The 22,794-nt window shown below is 58.5% G+C and carries 20 protein-coding genes; 7 read left to right on the forward strand and 13 right to left on the reverse strand.

Annotated elements, in window-relative coordinates; all coding sequences use genetic code 11:
- The first annotated feature begins 29 nt into the window (after nucleotides 1-29).
- Together BLS30_RS12765 and lpxB are read left to right on the forward strand one after the other, a co-directional pair.
- Nucleotides 30-1,334, forward strand: coding sequence for an LpxI family protein (locus BLS30_RS12765; RefSeq protein ID WP_139165346.1), 1,305 nt, complete (start codon nucleotides 30-32; stop codon nucleotides 1,332-1,334).
- Nucleotides 1,331-2,620: a lipid-A-disaccharide synthase gene (lpxB, locus tag BLS30_RS12770; protein WP_090229212.1), complete on the forward strand. Its 1,290-nt coding sequence runs from the start codon at nucleotides 1,331-1,333 to the stop codon at nucleotides 2,618-2,620. The genes BLS30_RS12765 and lpxB overlap by 4 nt, the downstream gene beginning before the upstream one ends.
- 84 nt (nucleotides 2,621-2,704) lie before the next feature.
- Here lpxB and gltA read toward each other — a convergent pair whose 3' ends face one another.
- Both gltA and gltX read right to left on the reverse strand, forming a co-directional pair.
- On the reverse strand, nucleotides 2,705-4,012 hold the full coding sequence (gene gltA / locus BLS30_RS12775) for a citrate synthase (protein ID WP_046478758.1): 1,308 nt from the start codon (nucleotides 4,010-4,012) through the stop codon (nucleotides 2,705-2,707).
- Between the two features lie 268 nt (nucleotides 4,013-4,280).
- Entirely contained in the window at nucleotides 4,281-5,723 is a 1,443-nt protein-coding gene (gene gltX / locus BLS30_RS12780; protein WP_090229215.1) for a glutamate--tRNA ligase, read from the reverse strand.
- A gap of 127 nt (nucleotides 5,724-5,850) precedes the next feature.
- Between gltX and BLS30_RS12785 the strand changes: the two genes are divergently transcribed.
- Nucleotides 5,851-8,013 carry a ComEC/Rec2 family competence protein gene (locus BLS30_RS12785; protein WP_090229218.1) on the forward strand — a complete coding sequence of 721 codons (2,163 nt, stop codon included), beginning with the start codon at nucleotides 5,851-5,853 and terminating at the stop codon, nucleotides 8,011-8,013.
- Between the two features lie 169 nt (nucleotides 8,014-8,182).
- Here BLS30_RS12785 and lexA read toward each other — a convergent pair whose 3' ends face one another.
- The 9 genes from lexA to BLS30_RS12830 form a co-directional block, all read right to left on the reverse strand.
- Nucleotides 8,183-8,893 carry a transcriptional repressor LexA gene (lexA, locus tag BLS30_RS12790; RefSeq protein WP_046480517.1) on the reverse strand — a complete coding sequence of 237 codons (711 nt, stop codon included), beginning with the start codon at nucleotides 8,891-8,893 and terminating at the stop codon, nucleotides 8,183-8,185.
- Between the two features lie 213 nt (nucleotides 8,894-9,106).
- On the reverse strand, nucleotides 9,107-10,312 hold the full coding sequence (locus tag BLS30_RS12795; protein WP_090229220.1) for a molybdopterin molybdotransferase MoeA: 1,206 nt from the start codon (nucleotides 10,310-10,312) through the stop codon (nucleotides 9,107-9,109).
- 2 nt (nucleotides 10,313-10,314) lie between these two features.
- Nucleotides 10,315-10,797, reverse strand: a complete 483-nt coding sequence (gene moaC, locus BLS30_RS12800) for a cyclic pyranopterin monophosphate synthase MoaC (protein WP_090229223.1) — start codon at nucleotides 10,795-10,797, stop codon at nucleotides 10,315-10,317.
- Entirely contained in the window at nucleotides 10,794-11,600 is an 807-nt protein-coding gene (gene trpC, locus BLS30_RS12805; protein WP_046478747.1) for an indole-3-glycerol phosphate synthase TrpC, read from the reverse strand. The genes moaC and trpC overlap by 4 nt, the downstream gene beginning before the upstream one ends.
- 3 nt (nucleotides 11,601-11,603) lie before the next feature.
- Nucleotides 11,604-12,653: an anthranilate phosphoribosyltransferase gene (gene trpD / locus BLS30_RS18215; RefSeq protein ID WP_046478745.1), complete on the reverse strand. Its 1,050-nt coding sequence runs from the start codon at nucleotides 12,651-12,653 to the stop codon at nucleotides 11,604-11,606.
- A 15-nt stretch (nucleotides 12,654-12,668) separates the two neighbouring features.
- On the reverse strand, nucleotides 12,669-13,286 hold the full coding sequence (locus tag BLS30_RS18220; protein ID WP_090229225.1) for an anthranilate synthase component II: 618 nt from the start codon (nucleotides 13,284-13,286) through the stop codon (nucleotides 12,669-12,671).
- Between the two features lie 56 nt (nucleotides 13,287-13,342).
- Complete coding sequence (locus tag BLS30_RS12820) at nucleotides 13,343-13,861, reverse strand: SixA phosphatase family protein (RefSeq protein ID WP_046480515.1); 519 nt, start codon at nucleotides 13,859-13,861, stop codon at nucleotides 13,343-13,345.
- A gap of 7 nt (nucleotides 13,862-13,868) precedes the next feature.
- Nucleotides 13,869-15,458 (reverse strand): anthranilate synthase component I, encoded by a 1,590-nt coding sequence (gene trpE, locus BLS30_RS12825; protein ID WP_090229228.1) that lies wholly within the window; start codon nucleotides 15,456-15,458, stop codon nucleotides 13,869-13,871.
- Nucleotides 15,455-17,368 (reverse strand): SurA N-terminal domain-containing protein, encoded by a 1,914-nt coding sequence (locus BLS30_RS12830; protein WP_090229230.1) that lies wholly within the window; start codon nucleotides 17,366-17,368, stop codon nucleotides 15,455-15,457. Before BLS30_RS12830 ends, trpE begins: the two co-directional genes overlap by 4 nt.
- A gap of 243 nt (nucleotides 17,369-17,611) precedes the next feature.
- On the opposite strand from BLS30_RS12830, the gene tpiA reads away from it, so the two are divergent.
- On the forward strand, nucleotides 17,612-18,394 hold the full coding sequence (gene tpiA / locus BLS30_RS12835; protein ID WP_090229231.1) for a triose-phosphate isomerase: 783 nt from the start codon (nucleotides 17,612-17,614) through the stop codon (nucleotides 18,392-18,394).
- A gap of 14 nt (nucleotides 18,395-18,408) precedes the next feature.
- Here tpiA and BLS30_RS12840 read toward each other — a convergent pair whose 3' ends face one another.
- A complete protein-coding gene (locus BLS30_RS12840) occupies nucleotides 18,409-18,789 on the reverse strand; it encodes a YkvA family protein (protein WP_082101270.1) in 381 nt (126 codons plus the stop codon).
- A 242-nt stretch (nucleotides 18,790-19,031) separates the two neighbouring features.
- Here BLS30_RS12840 and BLS30_RS12845 point away from each other — a divergent pair, with 242 nt between their 5' ends.
- The 3 genes from BLS30_RS12845 (at nucleotide 19,032) to BLS30_RS12855 (ending at nucleotide 21,815) form a co-directional block, all read left to right on the forward strand.
- On the forward strand, nucleotides 19,032-19,481 hold the full coding sequence (locus tag BLS30_RS12845; RefSeq protein ID WP_090229233.1) for a hypothetical protein: 450 nt from the start codon (nucleotides 19,032-19,034) through the stop codon (nucleotides 19,479-19,481).
- Nucleotides 19,482-19,612: 131 nt separating this feature from the next.
- On the forward strand, nucleotides 19,613-20,014 hold the full coding sequence (secG, locus tag BLS30_RS12850; RefSeq protein ID WP_046478733.1) for a preprotein translocase subunit SecG: 402 nt from the start codon (nucleotides 19,613-19,615) through the stop codon (nucleotides 20,012-20,014).
- A gap of 175 nt (nucleotides 20,015-20,189) precedes the next feature.
- Nucleotides 20,190-21,815, forward strand: a complete 1,626-nt coding sequence (locus tag BLS30_RS12855) for a CTP synthase (protein ID WP_046478731.1) — start codon at nucleotides 20,190-20,192, stop codon at nucleotides 21,813-21,815.
- Between the two features lie 99 nt (nucleotides 21,816-21,914).
- On the opposite strand, the gene BLS30_RS12860 is transcribed toward BLS30_RS12855, so the two are convergent.
- The gene (locus BLS30_RS12860; protein ID WP_090229236.1) at nucleotides 21,915-22,496 is read right to left on the reverse strand and encodes a YcbK family protein; all 582 of its coding nucleotides are present in this window, start codon (nucleotides 22,494-22,496) and stop codon (nucleotides 21,915-21,917) included.
- Nucleotides 22,497-22,794: the final 298 nt, after the last annotated feature.

Raw genomic sequence — 22,794 nt, forward strand, 5'->3', positions numbered from 1 at the left:
ATACGGAGCACTGGGGAGCCAGAGGATCGTTGACAGGTAGCCCTTTGCCCCGACGCATCGCCATCTTGGCAGGAGGCGGCAGCCTGCCGCAAGAAATCGCGTATCGCCTTAAGGCGCGTGGCGATCACGTCCACATCCTGGCAATCAATGGCGCAGCTGAGATCAAGGACGATGCGACGCTGCAGACGAGCGTCGATTTCGCCCAGATTGGCAAGATTCTCAGCGTCCTGAAAAATGACAAGCTGACGGAAATGCTCATCATAGGCTCCGTCAAGCGCCCGGATCTGGCAAACATCAAACCCGACCTCGGCTTTTTTCGCGCAGTCCCAACAGTGATCCGGCTCATCCGCGCCGGCGGAGACGATGCTGTACTGCGCGGGGTCATCGCGTTTTTTGAAAAACACGGGGTTCGCATTGTGGGCCCTGCTGATGTGGTTCCTGAACTTTTGGTATCTTCGGGCCCGTTGGGGCGTCACGGTGCCAACAGCCAGCAAAAACTCGACATAGCCAAAGGCTTGGCGGTCATCCGGAGACTGGCACCCTTTGACGTCGGCCAAGGTGTCGTGGTCGCACAGGGCGTTGTGCTGGCCGTAGAGGGAGCCGAAGGCACCGATAGAATGCTCCAACGGCTGGTCGCGAGGCGTGCAAATCAAAACTACTTGGAATGCGGCGTGCTCACCAAAGGGCCGAAACCCGGCCAAGAGATGCGAATCGATTTGCCGACTATTGGTCCAAACACGGTGCATAACGTTCAAGCGGCAGGATTATCCGGAATCGCCGTTGCTGTAGGATGCACGCTGACGGCAGAACGCAATGATTTGCGAAATACGGCTGATGCCGCGGGGGTTTACGTTGAAGGTGTTGCCCTTGGGGAATTGCAGAAACGCGCCAAGGCCGACAGGGTAACGCTCGATCTTCAGGTCTTTGGACGGCGCCGTGCCAGCGCAACTCAGCGGTCGGATTGCATCAAGGGTGGTGGCGTACTGACTGTGCTGGCCCAAGAGGGGGTGGCCGCAGCCGCTACGGTGGTCCATCGCGCGCATGTGCTCGCAATCGAAACAGGCGAAGGTATTGATCAGATCCTGTTGCGAAGTGGCGATTTACGCCAATGGGGCCGAGGAGTATGGATGCGTAATGCTGGCGTGACGGTTCTGGCCGATAGTCGTGACCTGGATGCGACTTTACTGGCCCGCGCGGCGGAAACCGGCTTGGCTGGCATTGCGGTCATGCTTGGGGATTCCGCGCTAGCTATCGAACGGAAGGTGATCGAAGAGGCCGACAAGCGCGGACTGTTCATCGCTGGCTTGACGTGGGGGCAGGGAGAACCAGGATGACAGCTTCGGCGGACACGAAAGAGGCCGCGAAGATCAAGCAGAGGGGCAAGCTCGTCATAGAAGAGGACAGCCGTCAGTTCTGCGTCTTTATCGTTGCTGGGGAACACTCCGGCGACGCGCTTGGTGGTCCGCTCATGGCAGCGCTAAACAAGCGTCTCTCTGGTCGTGTTCGCTACCTAGGCGTCGGCGGGGAGGAAATGGAGCGGCACGGACTGATCTCGCAGTTCCCGCTTTCTGATGTCGCGGTGATGGGGCCGTTATCAATTCTATCGCGTCTTCCGCGTCTCGTGCGCCGTGTGTATCACACGGTCAACGCCTGCGTTGCTGCCGAACCCGATGTTGTCGTCATCATAGACAGTCCAGAATTCACACACGCCATCGCAAAGCGCATACGCAAACGTCGTCCAGCGATCCCGATTATCAATTACGTGAGCCCCAGCGTCTGGGCATGGCGGGAAGGTCGGGCGGCAAAAATGGCCGCCTATGTCGATCATCTTCTCGCTCTACTGCCTTTCGAACCAGAGGCTCATGAACGGCTCGGCGGTCCACCTTGCACATATGTCGGCCATCCCCTGAGCGAACGCATGCAATCGCTCAGGGCTATGAATGGTCTGGATTTGGCCCGCCGTCGCGGGATTGATCCCAAGCGCCCCGTTCTGGTCGTCTTGCCGGGAAGCCGTGCCTCTGAAGTTAGCCGCCTTATGGGCCCGTTTGGCGCGGCACTTTCTCTCCTGGAAAAACGTGAGTCTCTCCCACAGATCATCATTCCAGCTGTACCCTGGGTGCGCGAACTCATCGATCAGCATGCGGCCTCCTGGCCAGGGCCCGTGCATATCGTTGAAGGTGAAGAAGATAAGTTCAAGGCCTTCGCGCTCGCAGATGCGGCCCTTGCTGCGTCCGGCACGGTAACATTGGAGCTTGCCGTGGTCGGCACCCCAATGGTTGTGGCCTACCGCGTCGATCCGCTAGCCGCGCGGTTGCGCTTCCTGCTCAAGGTGCCGTCGGTCGTTCTTGCCAACCTCGTGCTTGGGGAGAACGCGTTCCCTGAATTCCTCCAGGAAGAGTGCTCACCTGAAAAATTGGCCAACGCTGTAGAGTTGCTGCTCAAGGACACGCCGGAACGCCAAGCGCAGCTGAACGCGCTGGAGAAATTCCCAGATAAAATGCGGTTCGAGGGCGACAGTCCAAGTGAAACCGCAGCCGCAATCGTTCACCGGTTCATCCTCGAAGGCCGCCAAGCGGCCATGCCAACGTCGGCGGAAGCCGCGGCCAAGAAAGACGAATAAAAAAGCAAAAGGCCGGGAGCGTCTTTTTCCCTCCGGCCCTTATTTCCTAACTACAGCGAGACAACTGAACACAGGGTTCGGCGGTCAGTCACGCTGATTGAGTGGCACAAAATCGCGCTGCGGCGATCCGATGTAAAGCTGCCGTGGACGACCGATCCGTTGCTCGGGATCTTCGATCATCTCATTCCACTGCGCGATCCAACCCGTGGTGCGCGCTACGGCGAACAGAGCCGTAAACATAGAAACCGGGAAGCCCATCGCACGCAGCGTGATGCCCGAATAAAAATCGATATTCGGATACAACTTCTTTTCGATGAAGTAGTCGTCCTCAAGGGCAATACGCTCTAGCTCAAGCGCAACCTTCAGAAGCGGCTCATCATGCCCACCAAGCGCATCGAGCACCTCGTGACAGGTTTTCTGCATGACCTTCGCGCGCGGATCGTAGTTCTTATAGACGCGGTGGCCAAAGCCCATGAGACGGAAGCCGGAGGTCTTGTCTTTCGCCTTGTCGATGTATTCCGGAATGCGGTCGACCGTTCCGATTTCGGCCAGCATGTTGAGCGCGGCTTCGTTGGCGCCGCCATGTGCCGGGCCCCAGAGGCAGGCTACACCGGCGGCGATGCAGGCGAAGGGATTAGCTCCGGACGAACCGGCCAACCGTACCGTCGAGGTCGAAGCGTTCTGTTCGTGGTCAGCGTGCAAGATGAAGATCTTGTCCAGCGCGCGCGAGACGACCGGGTTGACGTAATATGGCTCGCAAGGAACCGCAAAGCACATCTGTAAGAAGTTCGACGTGTAGTCGAGATCGTTCCGCGGATAGATAAACGGCTGTCCGATGGCATACTTATAAGCCATAGCGGCAATCGTCGGCATTTTCGCGATCATACGCCGGGCCGCCACCGTCCGCTGGTGAGGATCGTTAATGTCCGTGGAGTCGTGGTAGAAGGCCGAGAGCGCACCAACGACACCGCAGATAACCGCCATGGGGTGCGCGTCGCGACGGAAGCCGGTGAAGAACCGGTTCATCTGCTCATGCACCATGGTGTGCTGAGTGATCGCCCGGTCAAACTCGCGATATTGCTGCTCGTTTGGCAGTTCTCCGTTCAGCAGCAGATAGCAAACTTCAATGAAGTTAGACTGTTCCGCAAGCTGATCAATAGGATAGCCGCGATGCAGCAGGATCCCGGCGTCACCATCGATATAGGTGATTTTCGACGAGCAGTTTGCCGTTGATGTGAAACCGGGGTCGTAAGTGAAACAACCCGTGTCTTTGTAGAGCTTGCCGACGTCAATGACGTCGGGACCGATTGTACCTGCGCGAACCGCTAGGTCGGTCTTCTTGTCGTGCAGCGTGAGAGTGGCGTTGCCACTGGCATCGTTTTGCGCGGTCATGATGGTATCCCTCGAGTCAGGCGTTGCGGCTCGGGGCGATGATTGAAGGTAGGCCCGACGGGGGTCGAAAGGGCCGTCATCGCTTGAGAATGCAGCCCTCGTACTGCACATTCGCACGCGCGGCAAGATAACCTATGGTGGGATTGTCAGCTAGAACATCAGCCGAACTTTTTACGCAAGCCCGTGCCGAAATTCTAAGCAATCGACTGAATAAGTTGAGCCGATGCAGAAAAATACACCATGGCTTTCAAAGCCTTGAAGAGATTGGCTAGGCAACTTGATCTCGTAAGCGCGCAAGCGCTTCCTCACGGCCAAGCACGGCCATCACGTCAAAAACAGGCGGCGAAACCGTCGAACCCGTAAGTGCGGCACGCAAGGGTTGCGCGACCTTGCCAAGCTTCAGGTTTTCTTGCTCGCTAAAGGTCCGCACTTCCGTTTCAAGGTCGGCCGCTTCCCAGCCGGACAACGATTCAAAACGCGGCAAAAGACGGCCCAGCATAGCCCGCGTATCGGTGTCCAAGAGTTTTTCTGCTTTTTCCTGCAGGTTAAGGGGCCGTTGCGCGAACAGATAGCTCGCACTGTTGATCAGTTCGACAAGTGTTTTCGCGCGTTCCTTCAATCCTGGCATCGAGGCAACGAGCCGAGCGCGGCCGAGATCATCGAGGCTCGTCGGAATATCGCGACCACGTTCAATCTCAGGCAAAATCGCTTCGGTTCGAGCGACGAGCTCCGCATCGTCCGTTGAACGAATGTAGTGACCGTTCAAGGCCTCCAGCTTGGCGAAGTCAAAACGCGCAGGGCTCTTGCCGATACCGTCCAAATCGAACCAGGAGATCATCTGATCGGTCGAGATGATTTCGTCATCTCCGTGGCTCCAGCCGAGCCGAACGAGATAGTTGCGCAGCGCGGCCGGAAGATAGCCCATCGCCCGGTATGCCTCGACGCCGAGGGCTCCGTGCCGTTTCGACAGTTTCGCACCGTCAGGCCCGTGAATCAGCGGAACATGCGCCCATTCCGGCACGTCCCATCCCATGAGCTGATAAATCTGCGTTTGACGAGCGGCGTTCGTGAGGTGGTCCACGCCGCGAACAACGTGCGTCACGCCCATATCGTGATCATCTACCACGACCGCGAGATTGTACGTCGGCGAACCGTCCGATCGCAGAATGATGAGGTCGTCTAGTTCTTTATTCGAGTATGTGACGTCCCCTTGCACATGATCAGCGATCGTCGTCTCCCCTTCGCGCGGAGCCTTCAAGCGGATGGCAAAGGGTTTGTCTTGCGGGGCATCCGAGGCCGGTTTGTCCCGCCACGGTGAGCGCACCTGGAATGGACGCTTTTCCGCCTCAGCTTCCGCGCGCATCTGGGCGAGCTCGTCCTGTGTCAGGTAGCAGCGATAAGCGCCACCCGCCTCCAGAAGAGCGTGGGCGACTTCGCGATGGCGCTCTGCGCGCGAGTATTGGGAGACGGGATCACCTTCCCAGTCCAGTTCGAGCCACTTCAAACCGTCGAGAATGGCGGCAACGGCCTCGGGACTGTTCCGGGCACGATCGGTGTCCTCGATCCGCAGTAGAAAACGTCCTCCCCGCGCTTTGGCGTAAAGCCAATTGAATAACGCTGTACGGGCCCCCCCGATGTGAAGAAAACCGGTGGGTGAAGGAGCGAAGCGGACGACGGGAGCGGTGCTGCCCGCCTTCGAAGGTTTTGTCATGAGCTCACATGTTTTGAGCGCAGTCGCGACATCAGCTGCCGCAACGGCTGGTTTTGTTTTGCAGGCCCTGTAGCATAGGCGAGCGCGAAGGTTAAGGAGCCGGTGAGGGGGAGGCGGGACCGAGCCTATGACGCTTTTGCGGGACGAGCCCAGCGATGTGATTGCTGCCACGCGCCGCACGGGGCTCTTACGCGCGCCCTTTGCATGGATGTCTGCGCAACTCGAAGCGGAACGGGCAGGGTGGTTCTACTGGCAGCCCGTGGCTTTTGGAACAGGCTGCGCCTTATATTTTGCACTGCCCCTTGAACCGGCTGTTTGGTTCTTCTTAGCGGTGTCGTTGGCTGCGACGGTACTCATCATAATGCGGCCTAGCGCCACTTTGCTCGGCAGTCTGATTGCGTTCACCGGACTAGCAAGCCTCGGATTGGTTGCGGCAAAACTGCGGACCGAGTGGGTCCGCGCACCAGTGTTACAAACGCAAATCGGGCCCGTGGCGGTGCGCGGAATCGTGGAACTGATCGAGCCGAAAGCGGAGGGGGGCGAGCGCTTAACCTTACGCCCCCTAAGCGTTGACAAGCTCACCCCAAACGCACTGCCCGCGCGCATTCGCGTGACTACGAGAAATCCAACGGCAGGCGTGAGCTTGGGAGATCAAATAACACTCACAGCCAACCTGTCGCCGCCACCGCGTGCGGCACTTCCAGGAGGTTATGATTTTGCGCGATACGCTTGGTATCGAGGCATCGGAGCCGTCGGGTATTCCACCTCTCCTCCAATTGTCATCGAAGACGGCGCACCAGAAAACCTCGCCCAGACGCTGGAAACTTGGGTTGCACGCCTGCGCAAACATATCGGGGATCGCATAACAGCCGCGTTGCCGGATGAACGCGGCGCGATCGCGACGGCCCTGATCACTGGCGAGCGCGGCGGCATCTCCGATGCGACAAACGAGATTTATCGTGCGTCGGGCATCTATCACATCCTGTCGATTTCAGGCCTACACATGGCGATCATGGGGGGCTCTGTCTTCGTCGCACTACGCTTCCTCTTTGCACTCTTTCCGTCCATCGCCCTGCGCTTCCCAATAAAGAAATGGGCTGCTGTCGGCGCGATGTTCGGCGCTTTTGGCTATCTCATGATCTCAGGCGGTACCTTCGCCACGGCGCGCGCGTTTCTCATGATCACCGTCATGTTCTCAGCCATGCTGTTAGATCGCCAGGCCGTGGCCCTCCGTAACGTTGCCGTCGCAGCATTCATACTTCTCATTCTATTTCCAGAAAGCGTCATCGATCCCGGTTTCCAGATGTCCTTCGCCGCCGTGATTGCTCTGGTCGCAAGTTACGAAGCTATCAATCAACGGTTCCGTGCGCCGTCTGCTCCCCATCGCGGCGTGCACATGCGGTTCTTTTATTTTTTCAGCGGGATCGTTCTATCGACCATTATTGCCAGCGCGGCGATCGCACCCTTCGCCATCTACCACTTTCATCAAAACCAGCACTATGCGGTTCTGGCCAACCTCGCCGTAATCCCGATCTGCAATATCGTTGTCATGCCGGCTGCGTTGACAACGCTCGCCGTGATGCCACTGGGCTTAGAGACGCTGCCGCTCATTGTAATGGGGTACGGCATTGAAGCCATGACCGCGGCCGCCACCTGGGTTGCCGGCCTCAAAGGCGCTGTCAGCCTTCTACCGGTTGTTCCCAATGTCGCAATCGCTCTTGTCGCGGCGGGGTGCTTGTGGTTGGCGCTGATGCGGTACCGCTGGCGATTGTTAGGCGTCCTAGTGATTGCTGCCGGCATTGCTCTTGCCCCAACTGCAGAACGCCCTGCGCTTCTTGTCGGCGGAACCGGGAATCTCGTGCTCCTGCGCGGAGCGGACGGCTTCCTCAACGGACTCAGCAGTTCGCGCGATGAATTCGAACTCTCACGCTGGCTTGCGCGTGACGGAGATGCACGAAGACCTGCCGATGTAACCCGCGTACCCGCTTTGACCTGCGACGGTGTCGGGTGCGTCGGTGCGATTGATGGAAAGATCGTAGCCATCACGCGCCACCCCGCAGCGTTACGTGATGATTGCCGTCAAGCGCACATACTGATTGTCCAGGGCACACGTCCGCGATCTTGCACGCAGCCCCAACTCATCATCGATCGATCCGCATTAGAACGCGAGGGAACGCACGCGGTTTATCTCGACAAATCTGGCGCATTACGCGTCGAAACGGTTGAAGGCGCTCGGGGAAGAAGGCCGTGGACAGCGGCCTATCAAAGCACGGATGAAGCAGCGCCGTGAGTCATCTCGGGGAGTATTCCCAGGATCCGCGGTTCAACCCGGGCCAACGCAATGGGGGAAAGCACAACCAGACAACGGCCTCCCCAGTGCCAGATTGGATCTCGGCAATGAATGCCAGGATGATGATTAGCGAAAGGGCTTCGGCAATTTCTATCCGCCAAACAACATATCAATACCGTCGGATCAATCCGATAAGCCGTCCCTGCACATCCACTTGATCGGGACCAAAAATACGCGTCTTGAATTGCGGATTGGCAGCTTCGAGAGCGACGGTGGAGCCTTTCTTACGCAAGCGCTTAAGCGTCGCCTCTTCCCGATCGACAAGAGCCACAACGATGTCGCCGTTCTCCGCCGTATGGCACCGCTTGATAATGACGATATCGCCGTCATGGATGCCGGCGTCGATCATCGAATCGCCGTGGACTTCCAGCGCGAAATGTTCGCCCTTAGCCAGAAGGTCGGGTGGGCAGGAAATATCATGGGTATGGTTCTGGATCGCACTAATCGGAACGCCCGCCGCAATACGGCCCATCATCGGCACGGATACCGTTTGGGAGTCGATCACAGTTGTGCTCGGCGCTGAGAGCTCGACTGGCTTGGAGCCGCCTCCGCCTTCGATCACGCTTGGCCTGAAGCCGCCGACTTTGACACCACCCGATTCTGAGCCTTCAGGAAGCTTGATGACCTCGATAGCGCGTGCTCGATGAGGAAGCCGTCGAATGAAGCCACGCTCCACCAATGCCGTAATGAGCCGATGGATACCAGACTTCGATTTGAGTTCGAGCGCGTCCTTCATTTCATCGAACGACGGCGGAACACCCGTCTCACTCATGCGCTCATGAATGAACAGAAGAAGCTCTTTTTGTTTTTGTGTCAGCATAATTTCAGCGCGCCCCGCTAGCCGCTTTCTCATCGGCGACGCGAGCTTCAGGCGTTCTCAAAACCAAGCCCGAATGGGCGTGGAGAACATCCCTCAACTCTCTCGCCGCGTTTAGGACAGAATCTGTACAAACCATGAACAGACACTAACCGTTCTTGACACGTTCTACAAGAGGGCGCAAAGAGGATCTCGCAAAATGACGATGTAAAACGCTCAAAAATCAATACGCAGCACGTTGACGGACGCGCCTTCCGGAAGCGCTTCAGCATCGGCCGGGCGCACGATCAGACAATTCGCAGCCGACAGCGGCTCCAACAGCGATGAGTCCTGCGATCCCGCGGCGCGAACTTCCATGACACCATTTTCGCCCGTCATGAGACGTGCGCGCATATAGTGCTGTCGCGGCCCGTTTTTCTCGATTGCGTGGGTTAGCCGCGCAGTCATGAGAGCGTCGGTTCCAGTATCGAGGCCCAGCAGTTTGCGGATGAGGGGAACAACGAAGACGCGCGTACAGATCAAGGACGACACAGGATTACCTGGTACGCCGATCACGCGTTGCGCGCCACGATGTCCGAAGATCAACGGCTTGCCTGGCCGCATAGCGATCTTCCAAAAATCGAGCGTCATGCCGTTCGCTTGGAGAACTTTGGCGACGAGGTCGTGATCGCCGACGGACGCTCCGCCGATCGTGACAAGGATGTCTGCACCTTCAGCGGTAGCGATCTTTTCAGTCAGACTGTCCACTGTGTCACGTGCAATGCCGATCAATCGCGCTTCCGCACCCACGGCTTCAGCCATCGCCGCAATGCCGTATGGGTTGGAGCAGACAATCTGTCCTGCCGCAACCGGTGTCCCGGGCTCGACCAACTCGTCGCCCGTTGCCAGGATTGCAACGACCGGACGGCGCATCACCGGGAGTTTGCCGTAGCCCATGGCTGCGGCCAGCGACAAATGCCTCGGGGCAAGTTTCAGGCCTGCAGGAAGAAGTTCATCGCCCTTCGTGAAATCACCTCCGCGTTTGCGGACATGCGCAGGATCCGGTTTGCCCTCGCGGACAACGACAACATCACCCTCGCGATCGGTATTTTCCTGGATGACGATCGCATCGGCTCCTTCTGGAACCGGCGCGCCTGTGAAAATTCTAACGGCCTGTCCCTCTGCGACCGTGCCGGCGAAGGGATGTCCAGCCGCAGCTTCGCCGATCACCGTCAAACGGGCTGGAAGCGTTGCCACATCTGCATCACGCACAGCGTAGCCGTCCATCGCGGACGCATCAAACGGCGGCTGGGAGAATTGCGCGGTCAACGTGCTGGCAAGAATGCGTCCGCGTCCCCCAAACAGATCAACCTCTTCCATCTCGGTTGCGCGAACGCCGTCGAGAATGCGCGCGAGGGCTTCGGGCACGGAAAGCGGCGCCATTATTATTGTCCTTCTGCGCGGAATGTTCCCGACCGTCCGCCCGTTTTTTCAATCAGTCGGATGTCTTTGAATACCATGCCCTTATCGGCAGCCTTCAGCATGTCGTAGATCGTCAGACAGGCAACCGAAACAGCAGTCAGCGCCTCCATCTCAACGCCTGTCTGACCGGCGACTTTAACCTCGGCCCGAACGCGAATCCCTGCGGGGGCGTGAGACGCTTCAAATTCGACGCTGGCCTTGGTGATCGCGAGCGGATGGCATAGCGGGATCAACTCGTGCGTCCGCTTGGCCGCCATGATGCCGGCGATGCGCGCAGTCGCGAGAACGTCACCCTTCTTGGCTTCTCCGGATTCGACAAGTGCCAGCGTCTCGGGCTGCATCGCGACGAAACCCACCGCAATGGCCGTCCGGCTGGTGACGCCCTTTTCGGAGACGTCGACCATACGGGCTTCGCCCTTCTCGTTGAGATGGGAAAGCTTTTTCACGCGGCCTCCGTCCTGCCAATCAAAGCCTCGGTCGCACGACGCACATCGGCTTGCCGCATAAGGCTTTCGCCCACCAGAAAAGCGTTCACCCCGACGCGCTGCATCCGTGCGACATCGGCAGCGGTAAAGATGCCGCTTTCCGTCACGAGCGTGGCCCCCGCCGGAGCCTCGGGCACGAGACGCTCGGTGGTCTCTAGCGTCGTCTCGAATGTGCGCAGATTGCGATTGTTGATTCCAATGAAAGTCGCGCCAAGCGATGCGGCGCGCGCCAATTCCGCGGAGTCATGCACTTCAACGAGCGCGTCCATACCCCAGTCCGCCGCGGCGGCGATGAGCTTCGCAGCCGTTTCATCGTCGACCTGCGCCAGGATGATGAGGATGCAATCCGCGCCCCATGCTCGTGCCTCGACGACCTGATACGTGTCGATCATGAAGTCCTTGCGTAGAGCGGGGAGCGTGCATGCTGCACGTGCAGCCCTCAGATAGTCCGGCGAACCTTGGAACGAGGGTGCGTCGGTTAGCACGGACAGACAGGTTGCGCCGCCCGCGGCATAGGCTTCGGCAAGCGCGGGGGGATCGAAGTCTGCGCGAATAAGCCCCTTTGATGGACTTGCCTTCTTGATCTCGGCAATAAGCGCGGGCTGTCCCGATGCCATGCGCGCGTTGATCGCGGCAACGAAACCACGCGGCCGTCCGGCGCTACGTGCATACTCGGCGATGATCTGCAGCGGAGCTTCTGCTTTAGCCGCCGCGACTTCTTCCCGCTTGTACGCGGTGATTTTTTCCAAAATGTCAGCAGCCATATGTCATGCGTCCGCGTTGGTAACGGCGACGAGCTTATCAAGCACGGCACGCGCCGCACCGCTATCGATTGCGCGCGACGCAATCTCAACGCCGTCAATGAGATTGGCCGCCTTGTCTGCAACCACCAGGGCAGCGGCCGTGTTCAACAACACGATATCCCGGAAGGGTCCGGCCGCACCATCGAGCACCGCACGGATCGCCGCGGCGTTCTCTTGCGCATCCCCCCCTTGCAGGGACGAAAGTGATGTGCGTTCAAGCCCCGCCTGCTCGGGGGAAATTTCAAACACAGAAACGGCCCCATCTTTGACCTCTGCCACGGTTGACGGGCCAGTGGTCGTCAATTCATCGAGCCCATCAGATCCATGCACGACCCATGCGTGCTCCGACCCCAAGCCCTTCAAGGCATCTGCGATAGGTTCCACCCACCGCACATCGTACACGCCAACGACCTGTCGTTTGACGTTCGCCGGATTCGCAATCGGACCGAGCACGTTGAACAATGTCCGTACTTTGAGTTCCGCGCGAGCCGGCGCCCACGTCTTCATCGCCGGATGATGCATCGGCGCCCACATGAAGCCGATGCCCGCTTGTCGAATAGCGTCCGCGACCTTATCGGCATCAATGTCGATCTTGACGCCAAGCGCACTGAGAACGTCCGAGGCTCCGGAGCGCGAAGATACCGAGCGATTGCCGTGCTTGGCGACTGTAGCGCCGGCACCGGCAGCAACGAGCGCGGCGCATGTCGACACGTTATAAGTCCCATGACCGTCGCCGCCCGTCCCCACGATATCGATGGTGCCTGGCGGCGCGGACACCGCATGCATGCGCGCGCGCAGCAGGCGTGCAGCGCCGGTGATCTCTGCGATGGTTTCACCGCGCACGCGCAGCCCCATCAGGAAAGCGGCGCGGTGCACATCGCTAGCGGCACTTGTCATCAACAGCTCGAGCGCTGTTCTGATTTCGTCCTCGCTAAAGGTCGTGCCGCTAGCCACTTTGTCGAGAACGGTCTTGATACCGTCTCCACGCGCCGCAGCTATGTCTACTTGCCCCATCGCATTCCCGGTTGGTTAGGCGGCGCGCGGCCGCGGCGTGACCGTGTCACGCCGATTGGGCGTGAAGCCTGCGAGTTCGAGGAAATTCGCCAGCAGATCGTGCCCTTTCTCTGACGCGATGCTCTCAGGGTGAAACTGAACGCCGTGCACAGGATGCTCGCGGTGCTGAAGTCCCATGATGATGCCGTCATCAGTCTCAGCTGTGATCTCGAGGCAGTCCGGCAGGCTCTCCCGTTCGACAATCAGCGAATGATAGCGAGTGACCTCGAAGGTTTCCGGCAGTCCTTTGAAGATGCCGGTATCACGCCTACGGATCGTCGATAACTTGCCGTGCATCGGAATGGGCGCACGCACCACCTTGCCGCCATAGGCTTGACCTATCGACTGGTGACCTAGGCATACGCCGAGCAGTGGGATTCTCCCCGCCGCCTTTTCGATGAGGTCGAGGCAAACCCCGGCTTCGTTGGGCGTGCAAGGCCCAGGCGAGAGAACAATCGCCTGCGGCTTGAGCTTCAACGCCTCATCGACGCTAATCTGGTCGTTCCGGCGCACGGTGCTTTCCGCGCCAAGTTCACCCAGAAAATGCACGAGGTTATAGGTAAAACTGTCGTAGTTATCGATGAGCAGCAGCATCTTTGGCGGCACTCCAAAAGTCCAGCTCAAAGCTGTAGAAAGCGGGCCCTAGCGCGTCAAGCCAGCTCGCGAGGGATAATGAAGTCCTTCAGTGTGCCGGCAGCCGGTTTTATGGCATTCCAATCGTCGGCATCGAAGGTGATTACGGCAAGCCCGGCAGTTGGAAATTTCATCGCCATTTTCTGAATCGCCTTGCGATCCCCGCTTCCGGTCAAGGACAATGCAAGCGCATGCAACCCGGGGTTATGCCCGACGACCATGACGTGCTTTTGCCCGCCCTTTACCTTGCGCAGCCGTTCCAAAATCATCGCGGGTAAGGCGAGATAAAGACCCTCGTCGAACACGACTTCGGGCGGATTGCCGGAGAGTTCTGCCAGAACCAGGGACACAGTTGCGCGGGTCCGTACCGAATCTGACGACAAGATGAGTTCAGGACGGCCCTCATTGCGCTCAATGTAGCGTCCGATCTCCGTCGCCGCCTTTGTGCCCCGCTTTGAGAGCGTCCGCTCGTGATCGGGCAGATCAGGCTCATCCCAACTCGATTTTGCATGGCGCAACAAGGATAACGTCAGCATGTGCCGATCACCCGAACAATCCGCCATTGCTGCTGGAGGCTTCCGGCGCTGAGCGTGCCGTCCCGGACGCAAATCGCACGGCGACTTCTGCTGCACGCACGATAGCTTTGGCCTTGTTCACGCATTCCTGCTGTTCACTTTCAGGGACGGAGTCGTGCACGATGCCGGCGCCGGCTTGAACGTGCAGCATACCGTCCTTTACCAACGCCGTTCGCAACACGATGCACGTGTCCATGTTTCCGTCCGCGGAGAAGTAGCCCACGCAACCGGCATAAGGACCGCGCTTGGATTTCTCCAATTCGTCGATGATCTCCATCGCGCGAACTTTGGGCGCGCCCGACACGGTGCCCGCTGGAAAACCGGCCATCAACGCGTCAACAGCATCATGGGTCTTGCTGTCCAAACGTCCGACAACGTTCGAGACGATGTGCATCACATGACTGTAACGCTCGATAACAAACTGAGCGGTGACGTTGACGGTGCCGACTTCTGCAACTCGTCCGACATCGTTCCGGCCTAGATCGAGCAACATGAGGTGTTCTGCCCGCTCCTTTGGGTCGGCCAGAAGATCTGCCTCAAGATGGGCGTCCTCGGTGGAGGTTTCGCCGCGACGTCGTGTTCCGGCAATGGGACGAATCGTAACTTCGCCATCGCGCACGCGCACCAGGATTTCTGGCGAAGACCCGACGAGCGAAAAGTCACCGAAGTCGAGGTGAAAGAGAAACGGAGACGGATTGAGCCGCCGCAATACGCGATAGAGAGCGAACGACGGCAGATCAAATGGTGCCGAAAATCTCTGAGACAGAACAACCTGGAAGATATCGCCGGCGACGATGTATTCCTTCGCCCGGGCTACCATATCGAGGTATTCAGCAGAAGAAGTGTTGGAGACAGGGTCCGGTGCGGCTAGCTCCCGCTCGATTGATGCCGTTTCGTGAGCGAGGGGCGCTTCCAACGCTGACACGACCTTCTCAAGCCGTGAACATGCTGCTTTGTACGCCGCAGCCGCATTATCGCGACCCTCTGGACGTACTGGAGTAACGAGGGTCATCTCGTCCCGCACGTTGTCGAAGATCACCATGATTGTCGGACGAACGAACAGGGCATCGGGCACGCCCAGATCATCCTGCGGTTCATCGGGAAGCCGTTCGATCAAACGGACGGTATCGTATCCCATGTAGCCGAACACCCCGGCAGCCATGGGAGGGAGTTCGTCTGGGAGTGAGATCGAGCTTTCAGCCAGAAGCGAACGCAGAGCTTCCAGCGTCGGCTTATCTTCAGGCGTAAACGTCTCGATATCTGTTTGCGCCGTGCGATTGATTTCCGCCGCATCTCCATGCGCGCGCCAGATCAGATCGGGTTCCAACCCGATGATCGAATACCGTCCGCGCTGAGCGCCGCCTTCCACCGATTCAAGGAGAAACCCGATCGTGCCGGGTTTACCCGCGAGCTTGAGATAAGCGGAGACCGGGGTCTCGAGGTCCGCGACAAGGCGCGTATAAACGACCTGTGCCGTGCCGTTATCGAAACGCTCGCTAAAGGCCGCCAGCGACGGTAAGGCTTCTGGTGCCCCGCTACGCCGCTCAAATGTGCTCAAAATGCCCTCCCCGACGGATCGTCCGTATCTGCGCCGGTAATACGCCGGAAGGCCGATTCGTTGATTTTCACCCCATAACGGTTACGCAGGGCGCCCACATACTCAGCGATCTGGTCCGCGCGAAGCTGCTGTTGCAGCTCGGTCTGCAGAGCTTTGCGTTGGGCCTCCGTCGCCGGGCCGGCCGCCGTAATTTCCGCGACGCGAAACACGGTGCGTGACTTTCCGTCAGATGTTTCTGCATTGCCGACGCCGCCCTGCGGGAGCACGAACGCCTGTCCCATAGCTGCCTGTGTGAGACCATCGGGAAGACGTGCACGTGTTGTTGGGGGAGCCATCACAACGCTTCCGCCAACCTCTTCGGCGACCTTGGCCATGTCTTCACCGCCCTTGACCCGATCGGTCAAAGTCTTGGCAAGGGCCGACAGTTTCTGACGGCGCTGGGTGTCGGACCAGAGTTTCTTGACGTCGTCTTGCACCTCTTCGAACGGGCGCTGAGTCGACGGCGTTTGATCAAGAACGTCGACCCACGCGTAACCGCCATCTTGCAAACGAACTGGATCGGACTCGATGCCCACCTCACCGCGGAAGCCTTCAGTGATGATCGCGGAAGCGTCTGCAACATCAAGCGCACGCTTGCCATCGGGCGTTGTGTTATCGCGCGTGACAGACTCGATGTCATAAAACGGCAGCTGCATCTCCGACGCGATTTCCTTCAGAGGCTTGCCGGCTGCGCGACCGTCGTCGACTTTATAGTAGAGCGTTTGCAGTTGATTGCGGGCCCAGGTCTCGGCGAGATGATTGCGCACTTGATCTTTCGAGCCCTCGAACGTGCTCTGCTCTCCCGGCTGAATTTCCGTAACCCGAAGGAGCACAGTCGCAAACGTCCCTTCGATGACGTCGGACACTTGGTCCTTCTCCAGGGAGAAGGCCGCCTCTGCGATCTTGGAATCAATCAGCTGGCCGCGTTCCAACAGGCCAAGGTCAACATCGCTGGCATCGGCGCCGTTGGCCTTCGCAACCTCAAGAAAGTCTTTGCCGCCAGCTATTTCAGCTTTAGCCGCTTCCGCAGCAGCCTTATCCTTGAAAGAGATTTGCTGGACCTGCCGTTTTTCGGGCTTGTCGTAGCTGGCTTTCGTCTGCTCGTAGCTCTCCTTCAGCTGTTCGTCTGTAATATCCGCCTGCTTCTTAATACCATCGACGGACAACATCAGAACGGACAGATGTCGGGTGGGCGCTGTCATAAAACGCGATTTGTTCTGATCATACGTTTCTTTCAGCTGCTCTTCCGTCGGCTCAGGGATGATGATGGCCTTTTCCGCTACTATGGTGAAGTGTTCAATCGCCCGCTTCTCTTCGCGCCGCTGGTGAAGCAGGTCGATCATCGGGCTCGGCACAACCGTGCTGCGCAGCAGCGCCGTGGTTAGATGCTGCTGGAGTTCATCGCGGCGACGCCGTTGAAGCAGCTGCGCTTCGCTAAGACCAAGCTCGCGAAGAGCCGCATTCAAGGCCGTCCGCGAAAACTTTCCATCGGGACCTTCGAACGCAGGGTCCCGCATCAGGCCTTCGACAATGGCCTCTTGCGAGAGCGCCAGATTGAGTGAGCGCGCATGTTCTGCGACGGCGGCCGACCCAACGAGCTGCGAGAGGACCCGTTGGTCAAGACCGACGGCGCGCGCCTGCTCATAGCTGATGCGCTGACCGGCTTGCTGGGAAATCGCGTTCAACTCGTTCTGGAAGGCCTGCTGGAATTGGTCCGCGGAAATCTCGTCACTGCCGACGGTTGCCAAAGCAGAGCGGTCTACGCCGGTAATGTAATCGGCGATGCCCCAGATCGCGAAGCTGAGGATCAAAAGAGACATCATGAAAAAGGCGACCCAACCGGAGGCCCAGCGTTTGAGTGATTCGAGCATTGCGCGTAATTTTCCGCTGTGTTCGCTGACTTCTAGATATTGCCTGACGCTGAACCGCGCCAGCGACGGCCCTATGCGCGATCATCCCAATCCGCGCAACCTGAGCATTTCGTGGGTGATATCAAGCGCAGGCTGTCCGCGAAAGCAAGGGTGCGTACGATATGGCACTTTGCGAAATGGGCGTTTTTTGGCACTTAGATCATTCCTACGCCTGCCATCACTGCGCAAAACAAGGATTAACGAATGACGGACGCCGGTTCCCCTCTCCCCGCCATCCAGCCGCTTGTGGCGGGAAACTGGAAAATGAACGGGACCAAGGCCGCTCTGGCTGAAGTGATTGCGATATCGGATTGGATCGATAGCGCGGGTAACACTTTGAAGGCGGATACGATGATCTGCCCTCCAGCCACATTGACGATGGTCATGGCCGAATTGTGCTCCAACGGTAAGGTTTTGATTGGCGGGCAGGACTGTCATCCCCTGGCATCAGGCGCCCACACCGGCGACATCTCCGCTGAAATGTTGGCCGATGCAGGGGCCAGTGCTGTCATTCTCGGCCACTCTGAACGCCGTTCCGACCACGCGGAAACCGACAATGGTGTTCGCGCCAAAGTAGAAGCTGCCCACCGTGCCGGATTGACGGCCATCGTCTGTGTCGGCGAAACCGCAGGCCAGCGCGGGGCTGGGCTAACGCTTCCAGTCGTTGCCCGTCAGTTGGAAGGCTCCATTCCCGACGCAGTGACGGCGGAAAATACAATCGTTGCTTATGAGCCGGTCTGGGCAATCGGCACGGGACTGACGCCGACAGCCGACGATGTCGCCGAAGTGCACGCGATGATCCGCGAGGCCTTACAGAAACGCTTCGATGTCGCGGGGATCCGCATGCGGATCCTGTATGGAGGCTCCGTAAAGGGCTCGAACGCCGCCGAATTGATGAGCGTCGCAAACGTAAATGGAGCTTTGGTCGGCGGCGCCAGCCTTAAAGCCGCGGATTTGATCCAAATCCTGGAAACCTACTGCAAGTAATTGGCTGGCGAGGGCTATGCCGCGAGATACCGGGAAACGAGCCAGCCCGCCAAAATGGTCGTCCCGATCCAGGCAGCGATAATCACCGCAACGGCAATTCGGTTTTTCGGTCGAGCAGAGATTTTCTCCGCCTCGACGCGAAATTCAGCCATCAGAGCCGCGGGGATCAATGATACTGCGGCGACGATGCCAAGCGGAAGAATTACGACGTCATCGAGGTATCCCAGGACCGGGATAAAATCGGGGATCAGGTCGATTGGAGAAAGGGCATAGCCCGCAACCAGCGCAGCCAGAAGTTTCGCGAGACAAGGTGTGCGTCGGTCGCGAGCCGCGATCCAAAGAGCGATCACGTCACGCTTGACCGCTTTTGCCCAAGCTTTCAGGTGTTCAAGCAACTGGCCGCCTCTGAAAATTAATCCTCTGGCAAAGAGCGCATGTATATCGCATGGCAATCGGTAATAGGGTTCAACCCAAACCGTAGGCAGGTAACCAGCTTCCGCCTCCCACACTTTCTTTGCAATTCAGTGCGTAACGTCGGCCTCTGGCACCTAAGGTAATGCGAACGGCCTTCGTTGCAGGGGGCAGCGAGAACCCCCATAATAAGTCCTTGGCAGGCGGCGATCAGAGTAGAGGCACCATGCGTCTCAGCAGGATAACTCCCGTATTTTTCGTGCTTTTAAGCACAGCCGCAACGGCTGGAGATCTTGAAGCCGATGTCGCCCAATGCCGTGCCTATGAGACCGAGCGTACAACACTCGTGGCGACGGGAGTCGATGCGGATATGCAAAAAGGGCCGGAGTGGGCGCGGTCCAACCTGCCAGCGAACCGGCTGCAGCAAATCATGCGCTATATCCACCTAGACGAACAATTGAAGTTTCGCTGCCCAGAAGTTTTTGCTTCTGCAGCGGTGAAAGCCGAAGAGGAGCGGGCACGTCAGGAGGCTCTCGAGGCAAAACGTTGGGCAGAACGCTTGGCGGAATTTGCCAAGAACCCCATGCTGCCGGAGAGAAAGCCCGTGACGATGGCACGTGCAAAGCCGCAACCTGCACCCCCAGGGCCACCGCTACCGGAGCGGGCGACCCGCTGAGGACTAAGAGTTCGGCTGGACCGTCCAATTAATCGCAGGGGGTGGCGGCATGAGTGCGGCTGGTGTAGAAGCCGCCCATCCAGCAACCTGCTGCCCGACCGACAGCGCCTTGAATTGGGATCTGCAACCTTATGATAACCGTCATCCTTGTCGTCCACATCATGATCGCCGTCGCGCTGATCGTCGTTGTGCTTATGCAGCGTTCGGAAGGCGGGGCACTTGGTATGGGTGGAGGAGGCGGAGGCGGAGGCGGCTTTCTGACCGGACGCGGCACGGCCAACCTGCTCACCCGAACGACCGCCGTTTTGGCAATGTGCTTCTTTGCGACCAGCATTGTTCTGACATTGCTTGCCAATTCCGGCGGCCCGCGGGGCTCGGTATTCGATAACGCGGGCCAACCTGCGGCGACGGATACGAAAGCCGGCACAGAGAAATCGGCCCCGTCAGCGCCCACCGATGGCGGTGGAGGCGGACTGCTTGATGATCTGGAACGCGGACGTGCGCCGCTGCCGACCGTTCCTGGCACGCGCTAAAAGCTGATTTTTCGCGGTAGGCGGAAATATGGCCTCTGTTCTTACCAGAGGTCATCGCGGCTGGTCTTGGGCGACCTAAAGTTGTCATCCGGTTGCACCCCGACCTACCAAGTCTCGTGGATGTGGCGATAATGCCGCTACGAATCATGGCCGATCCATGCGAAACCCAAAGCCCATGCAACGGTACATTTTCATTACCGGCGGCGTGGTCTCCTCACTCGGCAAAGGCCTCGCATCAGCCGCGCTGGGAGCTCTGCTCCAGGCTCGCGGATATTCCGTGCGCCTGCGCAAGCTTGACCCTTACCTGAACGTCGATCCGGGCACGATGAGCCCGTATCAACACGGCGAAGTGTTCGTTACCGATGATGGTGCCGAAACGGACCTCGACCTCGGTCACTACGAACGCTTTACCGGAGTGCCGGCGTCCAAAGCCGACAACGTGACAACCGGACGTATCTATCAGGACATTCTGGCCAAGGAGCGCCGCGGCGAGTACTTGGGCGCTACCGTCCAGGTAATCCCGCATGTCACCGATGCCATCAAAGAATTCGTGCTGAAGGGCAATGAAGGCGTTGATTTCGTCTTGGTTGAAATCGGCGGAACGGTCGGCGACATCGAAGGTCTGCCATTCTTCGAAGCTATCCGTCAGTTGGGTAACGATTTGCCGCGCGGCGCGTCGATCTTCATCCATCTGACGCTTCTGCCGTTCATCCCATCGGCCGGCGAGTTGAAGACTAAGCCGACGCAGCACTCCGTCAAAGAGCTTCGCGGCATCGGTATTCAGCCAGACATCCTGATGTGCCGGGCCAACACGCACATCCCGCTGTCGGAACGCAAGAAGATCGCGCTGTTCTGCAATGTCCGCGAGGATGCTGTAATCCAGGCTTTGGACGTAGCTTCGATCTATGACGTTCCTCTGGCTTACCATCGTGAGGGGTTGGACAAACAGGTCCTTGCCGCTTTCGGTATCACGGATGCCAAAGAACCAGATTTGAGCCGCTGGCAGACGATCTCAGAAGCCATTGCGACCCCTGAGGGCGAAGTGACGATTGCCATCGTCGGCAAGTACACGGGGCTCAAAGACGCCTACAAATCATTGAACGAGGCGCTTATTCACGGCGCCATCGCCAACCGGGTGCGGGTAAAGCTGGAATGGATCGAATCGGAAGTCTTCGAACGCGAGGACCCTGCGCCTTACCTTGAAGGCGTAAACGGCATCCTTGTTCCTGGCGGCTTCGGTGAGCGCGGCTCGGAAGGTAAGATGCTCGCAGCGCGCTTTGCGCGCAGCCGAGGGGTTCCCTACTTCGGAATCTGCTTCGGTATGCAGATGGCCACCGTCGAAGTGGCTCGTTCAGCTGGCCTTACGAATGCCTCATCCACTGAATTCGGACCGACCGACGAACCCGTTGTCGGCCTTATGACGGAATGGATGCGCGGTAACGAAATGGAACAACGCACCGGCAGGGATGATCTTGGCGGAACGATGCGCCTCGGCGCCTACGCTGCTGAGCTAAAGCCTGGCAGTGCCGTCGCAGAAATCTACGGTTCGACCAAGATTTCGGAACGTCACCGTCACCGCTACGAAGTCAACATGCGCTACCGGGAATTGCTTGAAAACGCCGGTCTCATATTTTCCGGGGTCTCGCCCGACGGGCTCCTACCGGAAATCGTCGAGTTCAAGGGCCACCCATGGTTCATTGGCGTCCAGTTCCACCCAGAGCTGAAATCACGCCCCTTTGAACCGCATCCGCTGTTCAAGAGCTTTATCCACGCAGCGCTCGAGCAAAGCCGGCTTGTTTGATCTTTCTCGAGTTAGAGCGATCTGAAAATGCGTACGGGCGAGGGAAGTCCCCCGCCCGTATTTTTTTAGCCGGCTCAACAGAGGTTGAGTCGCCAGATGTCAGTGAGCATAAGCGGTAATCTTGAAGTTTGAACGCTTCGGCGCGGCATAGCCGATGCTCGGACGCGTGGTACCCTTCTTGGCGTAACGCGCACCTGGGCTCTTCTTCTTACCTTTGTAAGAAGCGTACTTCTTATTGCCTGAACGCTTTTTCGAAGCGTAACTGCGACCCTTGCCGATGGGCGTACCTTTGGCATTCACACAATGGTGGAAACGCACACGCGGTCCATTGTCGATATGGATGTGGTGCATTCCGCAGCTATACGTTCCGACACCGCCACCATGGTTGGCCTTTAGCCAAGCAACGACTTGACTGTGCTTACCCTTGGGCGGGTGGAAGTCTACCGCACGGCAGGACGCGTGATAGCTGCGCTTACCGGAACCGGCGATTCGGGCGCCCGGCCGATGGGTTGAAACGATACGTACGGGGCCGAACTTCGCACGGATTTGGCTGAGCTTTGCTTTGAGGCCGCTCGGCAGGCAGGAGGCCTGCGCCGTAACAGTAGAAGCCTCGACAAAAGCAAAACAAGTTAGGGCAAAAAGGATCGCGCCCAGGCGCGACAGCCCGCTCAGTTTACACATTGCTACAATCACTCCGATTTTGTTCCCGTTGGCGCTCGATGGGCGTGTTCTATTTTTGTCCCCCACTCATCGAGGCGCGGCGGGCAGGTCGAACCGAAATGCGGCAGCAACGAGACGAAGCGTGCAAAGTGCGACAAAATGGCTAGATTTATCAGAGGCTCATGCGCGCGAATTGCGAAGCCGTAAGAAGATGCAAGGCCCCGTTTTCAAAGGGGTCCTTGCGCTTTTTAATAAAATCCACTTGGACGCCAGCCTGCGACGAAAGTATTCAGTGGGATTTGTGCAACATAGTGCGTGG

Source organism: Filomicrobium insigne (genome assembly GCF_900104305.1).
Lineage (GTDB): Bacteria > Pseudomonadota > Alphaproteobacteria > Rhizobiales > Hyphomicrobiaceae > Filomicrobium > Filomicrobium insigne.

Excerpts from the sequence above, each read along its gene's own strand:
- BLS30_RS12830 (WP_090229230.1), bottom strand. The coding sequence starts at position 17,368 with ATGCTCGAATCACTCAAACGCTGGGCCTCCGGTTGGGTCGCCTTTTTC.
- lpxB (WP_090229212.1), top strand. The coding sequence starts at position 1,331 with ATGACAGCTTCGGCGGACACGAAAGAGGCCGCGAAGATCAAGCAGAGG.
- BLS30_RS12860 (WP_090229236.1), bottom strand. The coding sequence starts at position 22,496 with ATGTGTAAACTGAGCGGGCTGTCGCGCCTGGGCGCGATCCTTTTTGCC.
- trpD (WP_046478745.1), bottom strand. The coding sequence starts at position 12,653 with ATGGGGCAAGTAGACATAGCTGCGGCGCGTGGAGACGGTATCAAGACC.
- BLS30_RS12845 (WP_090229233.1), top strand. The coding sequence starts at position 19,032 with ATGCGTCTCAGCAGGATAACTCCCGTATTTTTCGTGCTTTTAAGCACA.
- BLS30_RS18220 (WP_090229225.1), bottom strand. The coding sequence starts at position 13,286 with ATGCTGCTGCTCATCGATAACTACGACAGTTTTACCTATAACCTCGTG.
- gltX (WP_090229215.1), bottom strand. The coding sequence starts at position 5,723 with ATGACAAAACCTTCGAAGGCGGGCAGCACCGCTCCCGTCGTCCGCTTC.
- BLS30_RS12820 (WP_046480515.1), bottom strand. The coding sequence starts at position 13,861 with ATGCTGACGTTATCCTTGTTGCGCCATGCAAAATCGAGTTGGGATGAG.
- tpiA (WP_090229231.1), top strand. The coding sequence starts at position 17,612 with ATGACGGACGCCGGTTCCCCTCTCCCCGCCATCCAGCCGCTTGTGGCG.
- BLS30_RS12855 (WP_046478731.1), top strand. The coding sequence starts at position 20,190 with ATGCAACGGTACATTTTCATTACCGGCGGCGTGGTCTCCTCACTCGGC.
- trpC (WP_046478747.1), bottom strand. The coding sequence starts at position 11,600 with ATGGCTGCTGACATTTTGGAAAAAATCACCGCGTACAAGCGGGAAGAA.
- secG (WP_046478733.1), top strand. The coding sequence starts at position 19,613 with ATGATAACCGTCATCCTTGTCGTCCACATCATGATCGCCGTCGCGCTG.
- BLS30_RS12795 (WP_090229220.1), bottom strand. The coding sequence starts at position 10,312 with ATGGCGCCGCTTTCCGTGCCCGAAGCCCTCGCGCGCATTCTCGACGGC.
- gltA (WP_046478758.1), bottom strand. The coding sequence starts at position 4,012 with ATGACCGCGCAAAACGATGCCAGTGGCAACGCCACTCTCACGCTGCAC.
- BLS30_RS12785 (WP_090229218.1), top strand. The coding sequence starts at position 5,851 with ATGACGCTTTTGCGGGACGAGCCCAGCGATGTGATTGCTGCCACGCGC.
- lexA (WP_046480517.1), bottom strand. The coding sequence starts at position 8,893 with ATGCTGACACAAAAACAAAAAGAGCTTCTTCTGTTCATTCATGAGCGC.